The sequence below is a fragment of the Sporosalibacterium faouarense genome (assembly GCF_016765695.1).
Taxonomy (GTDB): domain Bacteria; phylum Bacillota; class Clostridia; order Tissierellales; family VENL01; genus Sporosalibacterium; species Sporosalibacterium faouarense.
In genome coordinates, this window is sequence record NZ_JAETGO010000020.1 from 1 (window position 1) to 19,859 (window position 19,859).

Here is a 19,859-nt window from a genome sequence, read left to right on the forward strand (position 1 = left end):
TAACATAGAAGGCACAGCTCTATGAAGCAGGAAAAATTCTTAGATAAGACTAAGAAGCCACCGTTTCTAAGTCGATAGGTGAAAGTGGTGGAGGTTCACTGAAATAACCAAGGATTATAAAATAATCCTTGGTTATTAATATAACTTAAACTATATTTATTTTTATAATACAGTTTTTACGCAAGCTCTTTATGCGCTTCTTTCAAATGCTCAATTATAGGTAAGTTTTGCGGACATTGAGCTTCGCAATTACCACACTCAACACATTTAGATGCATGTTTATCAGCTTTAGTCATTCTTTGATATGTATCCTTTGATTCTTCAGGAATATCATACATATACATAGCGTTATAAGTACTGAAAATATTAGGGATAGCAATATCTTCTGGACATGGTATACAATATCCACATGATGTACAATCCACTTTGGTTTTACTCTTAATTATATCTTTAACGTCGTCTATTAAACTTATTTCCTTTTGAGATAGTGAGTTTACAAATGCATCCTCAGCAGTTTTTATATTTTCCTTTACTTGATCCATTGTACTCATGCCACTGAGAAGTAAAGAAACCTCTGGATGATTCCATACCCATCTTAGAGCCCAATCTGCTGGCATTCTCGATGTTTCTGCCTTATCCCATATTTCCTTTATTTCCTTATTAGGTTCCTTAGCTAGCTTCCCACCCTTAAGAGGCTCCATAATTACTATTGCTAAATTCCTATCTGCAGCATATTTCATTCCTTCTATACCAGCTTGATAGTCTTCATCCATATAATTAAGTTGAATTTGTGCAAAAGTCCAATCATATGCATCTACTATTTCTTTAAATAAATCCAATTCGTCATGAAAAGAAAAACCGGCATACTTAATCTTTCCATCTTTAATAGCTCTATCTAAGAATGAAAAAACATCTAACTCTTTACACTTTTTCCAAGTGTTTTGATTTAATGCATGAACCAAGTAAAAATCAATATAATCAGTTTGAAGCTTTTCTAATTGTTCATCTAATAATTTATTGAAATCTTCATATTCCTCACACAACCAAATCGGCAGCTTAGTTGCAAGCTTAACTTTCTCTCTATACCCACCCTTTAAAGCTTCTCCTACAAATGGTTCACTCATTTTTTGATGATAAGGATACGCTGTGTCAATATAGTTTACACCATTATCAATGGCATAGTGAAGCATTGCTGTAGCTTCATCTTTATTAATCTTACTAGAATCTCCGTCAATTACAGGAAACCTCATACATCCAAATCCTAAAGCTGAAATCTCTAAATCTGTTTTTCCAAACTTTCTATATTGCATTTTACAACCCCCTAGAATTTAATTCCTTTTATTAACATTTCCATCATTATACTAAATTGCACCTTATATTATGTACATATACACCTTATATAATTATTCTTCGTGTGTCTAAATAATCCTTTTTTTTGATATTATATATTCACTCTCTAATATTTATATCTTACTATTTAATATGGTTATTTCATTACAAATAATAGAATTTCAGTCATAATTATATCTTTTAGATTAAATCACCTTCCTTTTTCCTTATAAATCTTATAAAATATTTATTGATATACAAAGATTTATTAGATAAAAACACCAAAATTAAATCTATTTAGTTTTTATTTAGTATTAATGGGTAAAAATCATAAATATATATGTATTAAGGGAGGTATCAAATGCTACAGGATATATTTCAAATTATATTAAAGAGCGCTGAAAATGCATTTCTACAAGTTACCGTATTTGTAGGAGCTGTACTTCTAATATTTGGTTATATTAATTATAAGAAATCTGGAGCTTTTATTGAAGGAATTGAAAAGTCAAAAAAATGGCAGCCGATAATTGGAGCATTATTGGGACTTTCTCCTGGATGCGGTGGCGCAATATTCGTAATGCCGCTATTCGTAAAAGGATCAGTCTCCTATGGAACTGTAATAGCAACACTAATCGCTACCATGGGTGATTCCGCCTTCGTAATAATTTCTACACTACCTTTACACTATGCTTTAGTAAGTATAATATCCTTTATAGCAGCTATTATCACAGGTTATTTAGTTGATTATTTTAAGATTGGGGATATTTTGCTATCTAGGATTAAAAAACTTTCTAAAGAAGAAAGAAATGAGATACACAGCAAAGCTGACCATATGCTTCTAAATATGGAGTGCAAGGATAATGTCAATTGCCATATAGGTCATGAAGAAGGAGATGAAGTAGACCTAGCTCTTCATCATAAAGCTAAAGGTCATCAAAAACTAGAAACAATAGGATATAAATTTACACATAAAGGTTTCTTATTCTATTGGGTTATGATTTCTCTTGGTCTAGTATTAGGTATTATGCTACTATTCCAAGTCGATGTTAACAGTTTCTCTATTCCAAATTTAGGTTCTATAATTGGTGTCTTTGGAACTATACTATCTATTGCTATGATGTTAATGGGAAAAAAGTTTATACAAGATGATACTCATGAAGAGACAGAGCTCAAGTCAATGTCATTAAAAGAAACTTTAATTCACAATGCTCAGGAAACTGCCTTTGTTGCAACATGGGTTTTTGTAGCATACCTGATATATGAAGTAGGTGTATACGGTTTAGGTGGAGGAAATTATGCTGCCGGTGAAGAGTTGATGAAAGGCTTTATGTCAAGTGCAGGACTTTTGGCAGTAATAGTAGGTGCATTAATTGGTTTAATCCCTGGTTGTGGACCACAGGTAATTTTCGTTGCGTTGTTCACTAAAGGAATGGTTCCATTTGCAGCACTATTAGCTAATGCAATATCTCAAGATGGAGATGCATTATTCCCTCTATTAGCTATAGACCGAAAATCTTCACTCTGGGCTACAGTAATAACTACTGTTCCAGCCTTGATATTAGGAGTTATTGTTTACTTTATCGAGATAAATATATAAAAGAAGTGGAGTCTTCCACTTCTTTTTTTAATAAAGTCTTTTCCTCTATTTACTTTTTTACCTTTAATTTCATCAATAATCTGCCTCGTTTATCTTTTTTCTACGATTCACAAAATATAAATATATAGACTCAAATGCCTCTGATGATATTTTGCCTATAATCCCTACAATTGCTGGATTCCCAGGTCTTAATAGAGTTACACCAAATATAGTTAAAGCTAATGCAATGAGATTCACTATCTTACCATTACTTACATATTTAGTCATATGCTTTTTCATTAATATACCCCAATAATATTGTCTTACAATAACTATCATAGGCAATAATGTCATTACTTTTAGAACATCTAATGACATATTACAAATCTCTTTTGATACTCCAATCAAATTTTTTAATATATAGAAACCAATAGGTGTAAAACCTAATGTTGCTAATATTAAAGATGAAACAATTCCTAGATAAAGGGCAAATCTCTTTACTGGTTCTTTATCCTTTGATGATTCTATAAAATTTAATGGCACTTGATGAAACATCATTAATGGACTCACTATTGTTACCCCTAATCCCCATGCAACTGCATATGTTGAGATAGCTACTTCTGGGCTTATAGTTCTAGCTAAGCCAGAATCTATTATGGGTTTTGCCAAGGATTTAATAAATGAAGTTATAACCAATGGAGCAAAAAACGTAATTATCATCCTATAAGAAATTTCTCTTTTATATTCTTGGGATTTATTAAAAGTCAAGCGATCCATCATTCTAGGAATGTCCTTTATAGTAAACTTAACACCTAAGAGCATAACAATAGCTTCTGTGGCTATTGCCCCTAAGAACATAACTCCAGCTATTACTCCAGGTGGAAGAAACATCAGCTTGTCAATTGAAGTTACTATAATTACTACAAAAGCAACTCTTGCTATAGTGGCAATAGGTGTTAAAAATGTCATTCTAGATTTAATTGCTATCCCTTGCATAAAATTCCTTAATGATACTGCAATAGGGAAAAACACAAATACTCGTAGAATAATTATAGCTTCATCTAATACTCTTCCCTCTACTCCCATAAATCTAGTGAAAATAAACTTAGCTCCTCCACTAAAAGCCAATACAGCAAACATAATTACTATAATAGAAACTAAAGATACAATAAATTTCTTAACTTTATAATAACTTTCACTATCATGTATTAAAGCAGCCATTGTCTGCCTTATCATTGTGGCAGGATTCTGTAACACCTGTAATAAGCTTTTAGCTATATTAAAACCTGCCATATATATTTCAGGTGAAGGTAACCTAGCTAAAGCTGCATTAAATAGGGAATGGGTAATACTGATTAAAAAGAAAGAAGCCGCTAAAGGTAAAAAGAAGAATAATTGGTCAGCTATTGAAAGCTTAGATTTTTCTTCTTTACAGCTCTCTTTCGCTAAAGTTTCTATGCTATCACCCTCTTTATTTTATTTAACGGTTACAGTCTATTATAAATGAGAGTTTTATTCAATTTTGATAACCTTATCTATATTAGTCATTTATAGACTGTCAATTGTTTAAAAAGGTATTTCTTTCGGTTCCCTAAATATACTCCCATTTCCTATATCATTTTAGCATGTCTATATTTATTCTAATAAACAAAATGGACATAGTCCTATAATACTATGTCTATTAGTACCTCTGTACAAGCCACAGATAAAATAGTATAATAAATTTATAAGTAACGGGGGGGTAGGATAAACATGGATACACCAATATCAAGACTTTTTAATTTGTTTTCCAATTGGATAGTTTATGTGCTAAGCTTATTAGCATGTGGGGGACTAGGTTACATCATCTATAATATAAATACTCATATCGGAATATTGGATATAAGTAGTTGGAATACTTTTCTAAAGCTAGTAAAATCAAGTCCTCAAGAAGTGTTTTTAGTACTGGGATCGGCAATATTAATGCTCGCTTTATTAATACTTTTAATTCCAATTACATTAAAAAAATTTGGAAAAATACATATTATAGTACCTGCTTTATTAATTATAGGAAATATAATAGGATATTATCTAGGATTCGGAGTTATAGTTTTTCTAATAAACATCTCTATATTAGTGCTTGCAGTTATAATAGTTGCTCTTTCTATTGCAATTTCTTTACCTAATTAAGAGTTAAAATTTAATATTTAATGTTATAGACTGGATTAATATCTAGTCTTTTTTTTATGAACATACATTCGATATTTTTTCAAAAAACTCTTTACTTATCATTAGTTTTGGTATATAGTTTTATATTAGTTGGAATTATTATTATTTTTGTTTTATTTTTAACTGCGGGGGTAAATAATTAAAAGCTTGAATTCATTATTATATTAACTAAGAGGATTAGCTAAAAGAGGTGGAATAATTATGACAAGAATTATAAACAGATTAAAATACATACTAAGTTTTCCTAATAAGAAAAAGTCTAATTTATCTAATTATCTTATAAGTTACAATATTAAAAAGACTACATATAATAGATAATATTCTCTTACATTAACAAGACCAGTACATAGTTCACTGGTCTTGTTTGTTTCATACGAAGTGGTTTTTTTATGAAAAGAGTTATATAATTAGATTAAATAAAGTTAAAGGGGGATTTCATAATGTTAGTAAGAAAAGCTATGTTAAAAAGAAATGAATTAACGCTTTTAGAAGATGAAATGACTTTAAAACATGCTTTAGACGTTATCGAAGGCAAAGGTTTCTTATCATTACCAGTTACTCAGGAGAATGAGTTTGTTGGTACAGTATCAATATATGATATCTATAGAAAATATTATAGGAATATAGAAACTAGAGAACAGTTTCTAAACTCAAAAATCAATGATTTTGTGAAAACTGATTATAAAACTTTATCACCTTATGATCCTATTGAAGATGCAGCAATAATATTTGCTCAAAAAGACTATCCTTTTATTCCTGTTGTAGAAGAAGGAAAGTTTCAAGGTATTGTAACTCAAAAAGAGATATTCAAATCCTACAGTGACTTATTTGATTTAAACAATAAAGTAGGAACTAGGGTTACAATTCAAGCTTATGAAATGAGGGGAATACTAAGTAAGCTTACAAAGACTATTACAGATCAAGGTGCTAACATACTATCATTAGTTGTAAATGAAGTAGAGACAGCTATGAATATAAGAGAAATTGTAGTTAAATTTGAGGGAGCAGACAAAGAAAAGGTTATTAATGCCCTTGGTAAAGCAGGCTTCAAAATTCAAGAAACTAGATAATAAGTTGAAAATTAATAACATAGTAACAAAAGCTATCAAAAATTTGATAGCTTTTTCTTTTTTCATAATTCTAAGACCTTCGTCATAAGCTTTAGTTAAGAAACTATCTTTCATTATTTATATAGAAATCTAAATTAAAACCTCTAAATCAAGAAATTAATATATAGGTTTGAAAATATATTTTTATAGAAATAATAGATATGTACTTTGCTTAAAGGAGATGTATTATGAATTGGTCTTTCAGTAACTCAAAAAAGAAATACAATTTTTTTATGTTATTAATAATTATGATTATGACTTTTGACTATCTTATTTCATATTGGGGCATTAAAATATTAGGTTATATTCAAGAGGCAAATCCTTTAATGATGCCCTTTATGGAATTACCCCTTTTAAAAGGCGTTTCTTTTCGTATAATATATATTAGCCTTCTGCTATTAATTATAAAAGTTGCTTGTAATAAAACACAGTCCCCATACATATTTAATACTATACTAAGGCTTTTATTAATTGTGCAAATAATCCCTTATACAGTTCATATAGTCTGGATATATAAATATTTTATATACTAACTACTTAACACACTTCGTAAAACAGGTATCAATACAATAGAAATTCCAAGTAAAGAAATAAACATCCCTGCGAATTTATTCCCTTCTTTCCACACAATTACTGCGAATGAGATTGTGTAGTATGCAAAGTATAAAAGAATTAATAATGTTATCCATTTCACTTGTATCATTCCTTTATTTTATTAATATTAATCGGTTTAAGTTGCTTACCAAAGTTTGTTATCTGAACCTTGAAGTTAACCCTTACATCTGCCTGTGGAAATTTATCTATCCAATTATAATCTTCAAATTCAGGTATAGTGAGAAACTCTTTTCTAGCAGATAATGACCATTGAAATATATCTACCTTTAGTTCATTTTGAGCTTTTTTCACTAAGACCATTGAAGCCTCATTTAAATATCCCTCGATAGCCTTTGTAAGAAACTTTTGTTTTTCTTGGTCATCTACATAATCAATAAAGCTTCTCATTAATAATATTTGCATTTTCACTGGCGCTTCAACTGTTATTATAGGTTTAGATTGGCTCACATCTACTTTTATTTTGGGCTTTCCTTGCCTTAAAATTCTTGCCGTTAAATGCTTTTCCTTCTTATAGGGATCTGGATAAGTAGCATACCAACTGGTTGCCTCTGTATGGGGTCTTAAAAGAAGTGTAAGTCTATTTTCTTCTCCATTTATAGTTCCTATCATTCTTCCCTCTTTTATTACTGCTGCACCTATCATTTGTAAAGTATTACCACCAGTTTTATCTACCTCTCCTGCTTTATATTTATCCTCCATTCCATTTGCTTTTGTATCAGTTTTCCCTATTGTAGCATATATAGCTAAAAATCCGCCAGCATCCTCCTCTTCTCTTTGTAAAAATCTATTGATTGTTGATGCTGGAACTAATCCTGAAGCTTTCCACCTTTCATCCATAAGTTCATAATTCTTATGTGGTCTTGTTTCTAAAACTGGATTATTATTCCTTATAAAATCTTCTGCTCTTTCCTTACTTATAATTATATCCATTTGCCTTTTAATTTGAGGATCCCTAGTAACAGCTTCAAAAACCTCAAGAAATTTTTCACTCTTAGCTAGTTCTTCACTTATAATAAATGTTTTGGCATGGGAGAAAGTAACCCTTCTACTTACAGATACATTTGCTAATTCCCTAGCTGAAATTTTGTCTGGTGCAAGAACTGTTATAATTTCTGAAGCTGGCTCTCGCTCTGCATTTGCTCTATCAGAAGATCCAACCTGAGGATTTCCAATTTGATAAGTAATATAATAATTATCCCCTTCTCCCAAATCCATCCCTACTGCTACCACATAGGCTTGTTCCTCTAATTCTAAAGCGTCCCAGCAACCAGTTAAAAATAAAGATAAAATTAATAGTAAACTCATTTTTAAGAATCTCATTTCTTTACTTCTCCTCTAATTTTTGAAATAATCCATAATACCAAAGGTAATGCGAAAAAATATATCCATGTTTTCTTAATTAGAAAATTATCTCTAAGTATAAGAATAGTTTGACTCGGATTACTTGGAATTAAACCAACTATAATCGTCAGAACTGTAATAGGTAATATTAAGGGTTCATACTCCTTAATTTTTAACGTATATCCAAGAATGGCTCCTCCACCATATAAATAAAAAGAGAATCTTATTATTCCGGTTAGTATCCATAGTCCAAAGAAAAATGCATCTAAGCTTGTTATGAACATCCCTATTTCTGTGACTCGAGTTAATTGTGAATAGGGGTGCATCATCATTTGTGGGGCAACATAGTCAAAAATTAATATATATTCGATAAATAGTAAGCTGATTATCAAGCAAGATAGTAGTAATCCCCATAATGTTCCTTTTTTATAAGATTTGTAATCTCTGACATTGGGAAAAAATATAGCTAACAATAAAAATTCACCTATTAATGAACTATGGGTAATTCCACTCTTAATGACTTTTGTTATCCCTGGACCTGTAATTGGATATAAGTATTCAATAATTATGTTATCTCCGAGAATAATAAATAATAGTACTATACCCCCTACCAAATATGGTAAAAGTAACCAACTAGTTCTTCCAATTGTTTCAAGCCCTCTATTAGCAATAAAATAACTACTTCCAATAAGAACTGCATATAATACAATAATTGGAGTTGTTGGAAATATCATAACATTCATTATATCCACATAACTTCTACTATTAAGTACTGTTGCAGTAAAAAGAAGAGCTAAAAGAGATAAACAAATTATAAATCCAATATACTTTCCAGTTAATAAATATATAATTTCAACTATATTTTTTTCTTTATATTTTTTTAATAATGAAAGTGTTGCCCATATAGGTATGGTCATTATCACAAGCCAGACAATAGGAAACATCCAAGTTGCACTTTGTCCACTTGGAAATAAATTTGCAGGCGTCATATCGGCCCCTTTTATTCCAATTATAATTATAACGATAGAAAACAATTCTCTAGCTCCAATTTTTCCATCCAACTTATCCATTATTGATTAGACCTCCCCCTTGGCTTCTTTTTCCTAATATTATTCTTAGGCTTCACATGTGCTGGCCTTATCCATTGCATCCAAACTGGCAACCGAAAAATTGTATCCTTTGAGGAAGGATAATATGGTGCTAAGGGAGCTAGAAACGGCACCCCGAACGATTTAACAGATACAAGATAGCTAACCGTAATGGCTATTCCAGCCATAATTCCAAAGGCACCTAACATGCTACTTAAAATTAAAAACATAAATCTGCTAATCCTAATCATAAAATTTAAGCTATTGTTTGGAATAGCAAATGATGCTAATCCTGTTAATGCTACAATTATCACTAAAATAGGACTAACTATGTTTGCTTCAACTGCAGCCTGACCTAGTATAAGAGCCCCAACAATACCTATTGTAGGACCTATGGGGGTGGGAATTCTAATTCCTGCCTCCCTTAATAGTTCGAAAGCACTTTCCATTATCATCACTTCGATTATAACGGGAAAAGGCACCCTCTCTCTTGTAGCAGTTATTGCCAACAGCAAGTCTGTAGGTAGCATTTCGGAATGAAAAGTAGAGACAGCTATATATATAGAAGGTGTAAGTAATGCTATAAATAGAGATATCATACGAATAATCCTAATAAAATTTCCATATGCCCATCTCTGATACATATCCTCACCAGTATGAAATAATGACCAAAAAGTAACAGGAAGTACCAAGCAATCTGATGAGCTATCCATTAAAACTGCCACATGTCCTTCCATTAAAAATGCAGCTACCCTATCTGGCCTCTCTGTATATAAAACTGTTGGGACAAGTGAATATGGTCTTTCCTCAATATGCTGTTCTAATATATCAATTGTATGTATTGTATCTGCTTGAATTTCATTTATTCTATCCTTTACTTCATTAACGATGTCTGAGTTAGCTAAGTCATCTATATATATAATTTCTACTACACTCTTTGACCTTTCGCCAATCGTAAGTCTCTCAGTAATTAGCTTCTCATTTCTTAATCTCTTCCTGAGTAATGATAAATTAATTTGTGAAGATTCTACAAAGCCTTCCTGAGGACCTTTTATTACATTTTCTCTTATTGGTTTTTCTACTTGCCTATGCTCAAATTTAGATGTATCAACGGAAAAACCGACACTATGCCCTTCAATTAACACTATAGTATTTCCTATTAGAATATCGTCTATAATTTCATGAAAACAGTCTAATTCTTTTATATCTTTTGCTTTAATGATATTTTTTATATTCTTAGCTTCTTCTTTTAAAGTACTTATATCTTCCGATAGTGGATATATTATATGGTCAATAATATTCTTATCATTAGCCATTCCATCTATAAAAAAGATATTAGCTTTTTTATTTATTGATTTTACATATATTTCTCTAAAAATTAATCCCTTATTTCGAGGATAACAAAACGTTGTTTTTAAGTATCTAGCATTTTTCTCAAGATTATTAAATAATACCTTTTTATTCAATTCATTCTTATTATTTTCCTTGTTAAATTTAAAAAATGGTGACAAGTATACCACCTCAGCTTTTATTTCAAATTAATTTATGAAATTACATTTATATTTTATTATTGTTTTTAGGTTTAACTCTAAGTTATTATTTATATTAGCTCTTTTTTATCTAAAATATATAGAACTATAAATCCAACAATAATAAAGACAATTGTAAAAATAGCTTCATATAATAATCCCATATGATTTCACCTTTCCAAATTTTATTTTTTTCTTCTGAGTATAGTATTCTCAAATAGTAGAAAAATAAAAGTATACTTTATATAGAATGGAGGATTACATGAAATTATTAGCAGAAATTATAATACAAACTTTTTTAGCTTTTTTTACAATCTTATTTATAACTAGACTTTTAGGTAGACAGCAAGTAGCTCAATTAACCTTTTTTGAATACATAAATGGAATAACCTTTGGTTCAATTGCAGCAACATTAGCTACGGATATAAACCAAAAAACATACCAACACTTTATTGGTTTATTATTATTTGGAGTATTAACTGGTTTTGTGTCATATCTCTCATTAAAAAGAAGGAGCTTTAGTAAAGTAATTGAAGGTGAACCCATTTTAGTTATACAAAATGGAAAAATACTTGAAAAAAACTTAAAAAGGACACGTTATAGTATAGATGAGTTAAATCTCCTCTTGAGAGATAAAGATATTTTTTCGCCTGAAGATGTGGATTATGCGCTTCTAGAGATAAATGGAAAAGTTTCCGTAATGAAAAAAACAGCTAAAAGAAATGTCACCATTGAAGACCTAGGACTTAACGGCGGTACTCAGTCACTTCCTACTGAAATTATCATTGGCGGACAAGTAATATATGAAAACCTAAGAAAGAGAAAGTTATCTGGGAAAGATTTAATAGATTTACTAAAACCTTTTGGTATAAATAGAATTAATGAAGTATCATATGCTACAATTGATAAAAATAGCAAAATATACGTAGATAAATACGAGGATAATCTTCCGAGTAATATTGATTTGAGTGAAAATAATGATTGAACGAAAAAATTATTTAAATGCCGTATCTGATTCTAGTAAACTTAAATATTAATCAATTAATAGGTGGTGAAAAGATGGTTAATGAAGAAATTAGATATAATGATTCTAACCAAATTTTAGAAATTAGGATGAACAATGAACATATCCTTCAATATCAAAATGTCCCTTATTTTGTATATCAAGGTTTATTAATGTCAGATTCAAAAGAGCATTATAAAAACAATGTTTTAGATTCCCAATATGATAAATCAGAATTCCATTTTAAATAAAAAAGATAAGGCATAAAACATGCCTTATCTTAAAAATTAACACCCCAAAATTTTGCTTTTTCGATTAATAATTCATCATTAGTATTATTAGAACTTGCATGTGTAAGATTTCTATCATTAGTAATATATTCAAATGAGATTAACATAACAACTATTAGCAAAATAATAATTAAGTCTTTTAATTTGTCAAAGCTTATCTTCATAATATGCCTCCTATAAATAGAACACTATCAAGTAAATTGTTGATATTATCAGTGATAATATCATAATAGGGAATCCTACCTTAAAGAATCTCCCAAATGATATTCTATACTCAGTCTTCTCCACCATACCTGCTACTATTAGGTTTGGTGAAGCTCCAACCAAACTACCATTTCCACCTAGACAAGCACCCAATGCTAATGCCCACCAAAGAGGCATAATACTCATTGATGTCATTGTACCAATACTGTTAATTAAAGGAATCATTGTCGCAACAAAAGGTATATTGTCTATAAATGCTGAAGCTATTGCAGATACCCATAATACTAAGATAGTTGTTAAAAATAAATTGCCATTAGTTATTGAAATCAAAGCTTTTGCCATACTTTCAATAATACCAACCTCTTCTAAGGCACCTACTAAAATAAATAACCCCACAAAGAAGAAAATTGTTTGCCATTCAATTTCCAATAAAATCTCTTCTGGATTAAGCTTACTAATAAATAATAAAAGTGCCGCCCCAATAATTGCTATGGTTGCTGACTCAAAGTGAAGATATTGATGAATCACAAAGCCTAAAACAGTTAAAGCCAAAACAAACAAACTCTTTCTTAATAAGACTTTATCCTCTATAGATTTGTTTTCATCAAATTTCAATATTTTTTCTTTTAGCTCTTCCTTTACATGGAGCTCCTTACCATACATAAATTTTAATACAAATATAATAGCTACAATTATCACTGTAACAATTGGTCCTAAGTTTATTATAAAATCCATAAATCCTAAATCTGTAGCACTGCCAATCATAATATTAGGTGGATCACCAATTAATGTTGCAGTACCACCTATATTAGCCATTAATATTTGTGACATTAAAAATGGTAATGGGCTTATTTCTAAGGTTTCAGTTATAACTAGTGTTATTGGTGTTATTAAAAGTACAATTGTAACATTTGCTAAGAATGCTGATGATACAGCTGTTAATATTGAAAAGGCTAATAGTATCTTCCATGGGTCACCCTTTGCAACTTTAGCTGCCTTTATAGCTACATATTGAAATATACCTGTTCTCTTTGTTATTATAACAATAATCATCATACCTATTAAAACGCCAATTGTATTAAAATCAATTGCCTCAAAAGCATGCTCTTGACTAACAATTTTGAAAGCAAGCATTGTAGCTGCTCCTAATAATGCTAAAGATGTTCTATTAAACTTTTCAGAAACAATTAATGCATAAGTAATAATGAATATTGCTGTAGTTATTAGAATACTTGCGGAACTAAACATAAAAACATCTCCTTAAGATATATTGATAATAGCAACATCCTCTATTATACTCCTGTGGTTTTCTTTTTTAAAATGGAATAACTCTTGAAAAACTGTCAAATATCTTCAAATATCACTATTGTATTAGATTAATACTAATATTTGCAACTATGCTTGATATGACTTTTTATCTTTTACAATCATTAGCAATTTAACTACCAAAAATATGGTTTAGATATTTACCGAAACAAAAAAAGAGAACTATGTTAATAGTTCCCCCTATTTTTCTTCTAATGCCTTAGGTTCAGTTTTAAAATATACTCTTTTACTTTCACTTTTAGCTTTTTTAATTAGTTTTTGTATTTCATCTATCTTCTTTTTAATTTCTTCAGTGTATTCATGAGGCACATTGTAGTATAAGTAAAGATCTTCAAATTCTCTAACTGATTTACTAACCTTCTTATTAATATCAATGAATAAAGAAAAATCATGGGACTCAGTAGCATTTTTAAACTGTTCAATATCTGTATATATAATATTTATAACGTCTTCTTCAGACTTAAATGTACCAGCTACTTCTGGATAAGGTTTTATTCTTTCTAGAAAATAATCACCCTTCTTGTTCACATTGTAGCAATATGCTATTTCTGTATTTTTTACATTAAAAGTCACATAACACATAAAGGAATTAATAACTTCAACTTGAGCACCCATTTGTTTTAATAGAAATTTTTGCTTATCTATTTCTGCTCCCATAAATCTTCTCATAAAATCACTCCTTCTTCTTCATCTCAAAACAAAATAATTCATACTAGATAAATTATATCATAAATATATTTATAGTATACATAAAAACCTGTTGAATTAACAACAGGTTTTTATGTAACTCCCTTATTTTATTATATTCAAGTAGATTTTAAATTTTTTTAATTAAATCACATGTTGATTGTGAATAATACCAACTAGATACCATTCTCCATTGTATTCTTCAAACACGAGTCTTAAGCTTCCCCAGTCAAGTCCTTCATAATCAGGATTTGTTCCTTCAAGATAATACTCTACTATTATAGAGTTTGAATATACATTAAACTGATTTTCTTTTATTAGTGACTTGCCGATTATTTCATTATAGCTAATTTCATCTGCATTTTCATAATCCTTATCATAAACAAACTCACCCCAATATTCTCTAGGAGTTAGTTTAATTTCCTTTCCACTTCCATCATAATAACCCCATAAATATTTATTAGAATCTTTTAAGAAGTCTGCTATTTGATTCTGCTTAAATACTAAATCATTCTTTAATGATACATGAGTATATGGAGTAAATCTAACACCTCTCTCTGGATGAACATATTGTGCTAACTCTTCCATATTTCCTTCATTAATTATATTCATAACTTCATTTGCCCTGTCTTTTATTATCTCTTGTGCAGTATCCTCTTCTATAGAAGATTTTTCCTCTCCTTCTACCCCAGGATTAAAAGTTTTAATAACGTTTAAAATCACATCATCATATTCATTAGCATACTCTTTTGTCACCTTGGCATAGAAATGATATTCTATATTATCTTTAACAAATACCATTTCATATATATCCATATCATTTTCCTCACCAGTAATTAAAGTTGCAGTTTGACCTGAATTTAACTTAATATCGCTTTTTGTAAAACCATCTTTTTCTGAGTTCTTATATGGTTTTGATATGTCTTCAAGATAATTTGCACCATAAACCCTTATATCAAAGCTAGAATTATCAGTGTGGAGTACAATTCCGTCATTATTTTGTGAGCTATCTCCTTTATACCATGTCTTAGGAAAATTAATTGAAAATCCAAAGCGAGAATTAACATATTCTTGCCATTGTGATTGATCTCTTATTCCAGAATCAGAGATATCATCTACTTTATCTTTATCTATTGTTTTGTTTGGTTGTTGCGTACTGCATCCAGATGCAATAATCGTTAAAGAAATTAAAACTGTAAATATTGTTAGAATTTTTTTATTTCTAAACATAATTTTCACCCTTCCTATTTTTTTGATGTAATATTCTGTGTTTATTATTTCCTTACAAGTACATTATAGTTGGATGACCATTCAAATCCACTACAACAATGTATCAATCTTGTAACAGTTGTTTTGATATGGGCAAAATTATAGTCACAATAGTTCCACTTTCTTGTTCACTTTTTATTTCAATACTACCTTTATGAGCTTCTACAATCTCTTTAGCTATAGCTAACCCTAAACCAGTTCCTTTATTAGACTTAGTATTTTGTGCTCTATAAAATCTATGAAAGATTTTATCTAATTCATTTTCTGGTATACCGATTCCTCTATCTTTAACTTCTAAAATCACATTATTATCATCCTTTAATAAAGATATCTTGACTATCTGTAACTCTAACGAGTATTTAATAGCATTATCAATTACATTAATTATAACCTGAGAAAATTTTTCCCTATCTCCAATTATATATATTTTTTCATCAACAAAACATTCTAATGAAATAGATTCCAAAGTTGCTCTCATAGTCATAGAGTCAACTACGTTTTTTACAAGATTAGTCAAATTAAATTTACCCATATTATAGTATTCATCTTCAGAATCTAATCTAGATAAAGTAAGTAATTCATTAACCATTTTAGTCAATCTTTCTGTTTCATTATTTAAATGATATACTGCTGTCTCTAAATCCTCATTCCCTTTAACTTCATCAATCAAAAAATCTGAATATCCCTTTATTGCAGTTAATGGAGTACGTAATTCGTGGGAGACATTAGACACAAATTGCTTTTGTCTATTTACATATTCCTGGGTTTTCTGTCCCATTTTACTCAGACTTCCAGACAATTGCTGTATTTCATAAGGACCTTCAATATCAATATGCTTAAAATTTTGCTTAGCATACTGATGAGCTATATATACTAGCTTTTTTATTGGTTTTACAGTAATTCTTGCCAAATAGAAGCTTAATATTATAATAAAAATACTAAATAAAATACCTGCAACTAATAATACTACGGTGGTTTTAGATAGTATGTGATTTAAAAGATTTAATGGATACACAATCTCAAAAACACCTATAGTCTTTTCATTTAGAATAATAGGAGCAGCAAAGTATATATTATCACCATCTGACACATAAGTGTAATTCCCACTAAAGGCATTTCCTATGTTATTCTCCATTATTTTAGTTTCAAACGAGCTTTGTCTAATTCCATCAATATATGAACTTATTAAATTAAGATTTTCATCATATAACCTTATTATTCTATTACCTGCGCTTAAATTCTTACCTATTTCATTAGATAAATCTAAAGTTATATTATCTGGAAATTTACTCTGAAAATATATCGTCTGCTTAATATAATCTAATGAAGATATAGTTTGTTCAATTAATTGATCTTCCACTGTACTCATACCAAAATATCTAACACTAGTATTTACTGCAAATCCAATAATCAAAAGAAAAATAAGAGTTGTTGTTAGATAATACAATATTAATTTTGTACCAAGCTTCATTTTGCTCTTATTTCTATAGCTCATATGTATTACTTACCCCCTTAAAGCTCATTTATTCCCAAATCTGTAACCAAATCCATAAACAGTAATTATGTATTTAGGTTCATTACTATCATCTTCTATTTTCTTTCTTAATCTTGTTATATAAATATCTACTGCTCTGCTGTCACCTGCATAGTCATATCCCCAAGCCTTCTCCATTAACTCATCACGACTAAAAACCTTATTTTGATTTTTAGCTATTACTTCTAAAAGCTGAAATTCTCTCGGGGTTAAACTAATTACCTCATTATTCTTCTTAACAGTTTTATTCGGAAAATTAATTGCAATATCTGAGTATTTAACTATATCTGTATTATTACGACGTTCTTTTTCTTTATTTGACCTTCTGAGTAATGCTTTGATTCGTGCTAGAAGTTCTCTATTATCAAAAGGTTTAGTAATGTAATCATCTGCTCCAAACTCTAGTCCCAATACCTTATCTATAGTTTCAGTTTTTGCGGTCAGCATAATGGTTGGTAAATCATGATTTTTATGAATTTTTTTACATATTTCATGTCCATCTATGTCTGGTAACATCAAATCTAATAATACTAAATCTGGCTCATATGAATCTACTAAAGCCAAACCAGAATACCCATCAATAGCTGTCTCAACCTTGTATCCTTCTCTCTTTAGTACCATACTAAGTAGGTCACGTACTGCTACTTCATCATCTATGACTAAAATTTTATACATATTTTCACTCCTTATTTCATTAAAATACCAATTGAGAAAATTATATAATTACAAATTGAGTGTATTTTAGATTATTGCGTATAGTTTTAATATGTAATCTCGTCAACTACATATCTTAGAATTTTATATTTTAAAGTTGTGTAATACATTAATTACTAAATTTCTCCATACATTATATCATAAGTATCTCCATAATCATGGTGATACAAAACAAACCTACTACTAACTATTTATAGATTTAGTAATAGGTTTGTTTAATTTATAATTAAATCCTTTCCCTTGCCTCAAAGTGAGTATGCAATAATTTATGGGCTTTATCTCCAAATGGTTTGCCTAGGAATTCTTTATAGAGCTTAATTATTTCAGGATTTTCATGACACTTTCTAATTTTCTTGTTTCTGTCTTCTTCATAAATGGCATCCTTTCGTTTTCTAATTATTTCCCTATTGCCATGATGATAAGGCTGTCCTCCACCACCAATACATCCTCCAGGACATGCCATAATTTCTATAGCATCATACTCAGACTTACCTTCCCTTATTTCCTCTAAGATAATACGAGCATTTCCTAAACCACTTGCTATACCTATTCTTAGCTCTTTCTCTCCAATTTGTACAGTAGCTTTTCTTAACCCATCCATTCCTCTAAGTTGTTCAAATTCAACATTTTCAAGTTCATCTCCCGTTATCCATTCATATGCTGTACGAACAGCTGCTTCAATTACTCCTCCAGCAGTACCAAATATAACTGAAGCTCCAGTGGTTTCTCCTAGTGGTCTATCAAATTCACTATCGGGTAAAGACTTAAAATTGATTCCTGCTTCTTTAATCATAGCACCAAGCTCACGGGTAGTTATTACAATATCAACATTATTACGCTCATCTTTAGTTAATTCTGGCCTCTTAGCTTCAGCTTTTTTAGCTATACATGGCATTATAGAAACAACTACAATATTATCTGGATCTATATTATTTTTCTCAGCATAGTAAGTCTTTGCTATAGTTCCAAACATTATATGAGGTGATTTACAAGTTGAAGGAACATGTATTAGCTCTGGAAATTGATGCTCAATAAACTTAACCCATGCAGGACAACAATTTGTTAATATTGGTAATGTTTTATTGTTTTCTAGGCGATAGATAAGCTCGGACGCTTCCTCCATTATAGTTAAGTCAGCCCCAAAATCTGTGTCAAATACACCATCAAATCCCATACGTTTTAAAGCAGTTACCATTTTTCCTGTAACTATCGTGCCTGCTTCCATCCCAAATAACTCTCCAAGAGCTACACGAATTGCTGGCGCCGTTTGTACTATTACATGCTTATCAGGGTCATCGATTGCTTTCCAAACCTTATCTGTGTGAAACATTTCAGTTAGAGCTGCTGTTGGACAAACCTGAACACACTGTCCACAGTATGTACAAGATGATTCTACCATTGGAATATTAAATGCTGGGCCCACAAAGGAATCAAATCCCCTACCGATTCCAGATAGAATTCCACAGGTCTGAACTTCATTACATGCGGTTTCACATCGCCTACAATATATACATTTATTAGAATCCTTAACTATAGCGTCGCTGGATAAATCCTTAGGATAATCCATCCGCTCCCCTTCCCATCTAATCTCTCTAACATTTAACTCTTCTGCTAGAGCTTGTAATTCACATTCTAGATTTTTGGGACATGTAAAGCACTCATTGGGATGATTAGATAAAAGAAGCTCTACTGCCATTCTTCTAGCAGTTATTGCCTTGATTGTATCTGTCCTAATAACCATTCCATCATAGGCTTTTGTTACGCAAGCTGGTACTAACCTGCTATTATTATTTTTATCAATAAGCTCTACCATGCAAACTCTACATGATGCGGTTTTATTATATAATTGTAAATCTTCTAAATCTAAATGACAAAGAGTTGGTATCTTCACACCTATCTTTTGAGATGCTTCTAAAACAGTAATTCCCTCTGTTACAGTTAACTCCTCATGATTAATTTCAATATTTATCATTTTCTTGCTTTCGTATTTTTCTTGTGTCTCACCTTTTCCTATGTCTTTTGCCATAATCTCTTTCA

The 19,859-nt window shown here is 30.2% G+C and carries 19 protein-coding genes; 7 read left to right on the forward strand and 12 right to left on the reverse strand.

Annotated elements, in window-relative coordinates; translation table 11 throughout:
* Positions 1 to 176: 176 nt before the first annotated feature.
* Positions 177 to 1,310: an aldo/keto reductase gene (locus JMO20_RS02675; RefSeq protein WP_202707938.1), complete on the reverse strand. Its 1,134-nt coding sequence runs from the start codon at positions 1,308 to 1,310 to the stop codon at positions 177 to 179.
* Positions 1,311 to 1,690: 380 nt separating this feature from the next.
* Here JMO20_RS02675 and JMO20_RS02680 point away from each other — a divergent pair, with 380 nt between their 5' ends.
* Complete coding sequence (locus JMO20_RS02680) at positions 1,691 to 2,926, forward strand: putative manganese transporter (protein WP_202707940.1); 1,236 nt, start codon at positions 1,691 to 1,693, stop codon at positions 2,924 to 2,926.
* A gap of 72 nt (positions 2,927 to 2,998) precedes the next feature.
* On the opposite strand, the gene JMO20_RS02685 is transcribed toward JMO20_RS02680, so the two are convergent.
* Positions 2,999 to 4,126 carry a hypothetical protein gene (locus tag JMO20_RS02685; RefSeq protein WP_207753417.1) on the reverse strand — a complete coding sequence of 376 codons (1,128 nt, stop codon included), beginning with the start codon at positions 4,124 to 4,126 and terminating at the stop codon, positions 2,999 to 3,001.
* Positions 4,127 to 4,142: 16 nt separating this feature from the next.
* Between JMO20_RS02685 and JMO20_RS02690 the strand changes: the two genes are divergently transcribed.
* The 4 genes from JMO20_RS02690 to JMO20_RS20730 all read left to right on the forward strand — a co-directional run bounded on the left by JMO20_RS02690 (position 4,143) and on the right by JMO20_RS20730 (position 6,755).
* A complete protein-coding gene (locus tag JMO20_RS02690) occupies positions 4,143 to 4,412 on the forward strand; it encodes a hypothetical protein (protein WP_202707944.1) in 270 nt (89 codons plus the stop codon).
* Between the two features lie 245 nt (positions 4,413 to 4,657).
* Positions 4,658 to 5,074 (forward strand): hypothetical protein, encoded by a 417-nt coding sequence (locus JMO20_RS02695; RefSeq protein ID WP_202707946.1) that lies wholly within the window; start codon positions 4,658 to 4,660, stop codon positions 5,072 to 5,074.
* Positions 5,075 to 5,553: 479 nt separating this feature from the next.
* On the forward strand, positions 5,554 to 6,183 hold the full coding sequence (locus JMO20_RS02700; RefSeq protein ID WP_202707950.1) for a CBS domain-containing protein: 630 nt from the start codon (positions 5,554 to 5,556) through the stop codon (positions 6,181 to 6,183).
* A gap of 287 nt (positions 6,184 to 6,470) precedes the next feature.
* Positions 6,471 to 6,755, forward strand: coding sequence for a DUF5658 family protein (locus JMO20_RS20730; protein WP_481133357.1), 285 nt, complete (start codon positions 6,471 to 6,473; stop codon positions 6,753 to 6,755).
* Positions 6,756 to 6,921: 166 nt separating this feature from the next.
* Here JMO20_RS20730 and JMO20_RS02705 read toward each other — a convergent pair whose 3' ends face one another.
* Genes JMO20_RS02705 through JMO20_RS02715 form a run of 3 tightly spaced genes read right to left on the reverse strand, consistent with a single transcriptional unit; the run spans position 6,922 to position 10,777 of the window.
* Positions 6,922 to 8,142 carry a Ger(x)C family spore germination protein gene (locus JMO20_RS02705; protein ID WP_202707952.1) on the reverse strand — a complete coding sequence of 407 codons (1,221 nt, stop codon included), beginning with the start codon at positions 8,140 to 8,142 and terminating at the stop codon, positions 6,922 to 6,924.
* 11 nt (positions 8,143 to 8,153) lie between these two features.
* Entirely contained in the window at positions 8,154 to 9,248 is a 1,095-nt protein-coding gene (locus tag JMO20_RS02710; protein ID WP_202707954.1) for a GerAB/ArcD/ProY family transporter, read from the reverse strand.
* Complete coding sequence (locus JMO20_RS02715; RefSeq protein ID WP_202707956.1) at positions 9,248 to 10,777, reverse strand: spore germination protein; 1,530 nt, start codon at positions 10,775 to 10,777, stop codon at positions 9,248 to 9,250. Before JMO20_RS02715 ends, JMO20_RS02710 begins: the two co-directional genes overlap by 1 nt.
* Before the next feature lie 280 nt (positions 10,778 to 11,057).
* On the opposite strand from JMO20_RS02715, the gene JMO20_RS02720 reads away from it, so the two are divergent.
* Positions 11,058 to 11,780 carry a DUF421 domain-containing protein gene (locus JMO20_RS02720; protein ID WP_202707958.1) on the forward strand — a complete coding sequence of 241 codons (723 nt, stop codon included), beginning with the start codon at positions 11,058 to 11,060 and terminating at the stop codon, positions 11,778 to 11,780.
* A 17-nt stretch (positions 11,781 to 11,797) separates the two neighbouring features.
* Entirely contained in the window at positions 11,798 to 12,049 is a 252-nt protein-coding gene (locus JMO20_RS02725; protein ID WP_207753418.1) for a KTSC domain-containing protein, read from the forward strand.
* 29 nt (positions 12,050 to 12,078) lie between these two features.
* Here JMO20_RS02725 and JMO20_RS02730 read toward each other — a convergent pair whose 3' ends face one another.
* The 7 genes from JMO20_RS02730 to JMO20_RS02760 form a co-directional block, all read right to left on the reverse strand.
* Positions 12,079 to 12,252, reverse strand: a complete 174-nt coding sequence (locus tag JMO20_RS02730) for a hypothetical protein (protein ID WP_202707960.1) — start codon at positions 12,250 to 12,252, stop codon at positions 12,079 to 12,081.
* Positions 12,253 to 12,262: 10 nt separating this feature from the next.
* Positions 12,263 to 13,540 carry an ArsB/NhaD family transporter gene (locus JMO20_RS02735; RefSeq protein WP_207753419.1) on the reverse strand — a complete coding sequence of 426 codons (1,278 nt, stop codon included), beginning with the start codon at positions 13,538 to 13,540 and terminating at the stop codon, positions 12,263 to 12,265.
* A 258-nt stretch (positions 13,541 to 13,798) separates the two neighbouring features.
* Positions 13,799 to 14,287 (reverse strand): hypothetical protein, encoded by a 489-nt coding sequence (locus JMO20_RS02740; protein ID WP_202707961.1) that lies wholly within the window; start codon positions 14,285 to 14,287, stop codon positions 13,799 to 13,801.
* 162 nt (positions 14,288 to 14,449) lie between these two features.
* Positions 14,450 to 15,535 (reverse strand): hypothetical protein, encoded by a 1,086-nt coding sequence (locus tag JMO20_RS02745; protein ID WP_202707963.1) that lies wholly within the window; start codon positions 15,533 to 15,535, stop codon positions 14,450 to 14,452.
* A 103-nt stretch (positions 15,536 to 15,638) separates the two neighbouring features.
* Positions 15,639 to 17,069, reverse strand: a complete 1,431-nt coding sequence (locus JMO20_RS02750) for a HAMP domain-containing sensor histidine kinase (protein WP_202707964.1) — start codon at positions 17,067 to 17,069, stop codon at positions 15,639 to 15,641.
* Positions 17,070 to 17,093: 24 nt separating this feature from the next.
* The gene (locus JMO20_RS02755) at positions 17,094 to 17,783 is read right to left on the reverse strand and encodes a response regulator transcription factor (RefSeq protein WP_202707965.1); all 690 of its coding nucleotides are present in this window, start codon (positions 17,781 to 17,783) and stop codon (positions 17,094 to 17,096) included.
* Positions 17,784 to 18,048: 265 nt separating this feature from the next.
* A complete protein-coding gene (locus JMO20_RS02760) occupies positions 18,049 to 19,848 on the reverse strand; it encodes an NADH-dependent [FeFe] hydrogenase, group A6 (RefSeq protein WP_243414611.1) in 1,800 nt (599 codons plus the stop codon).
* Positions 19,849 to 19,859: the final 11 nt, after the last annotated feature.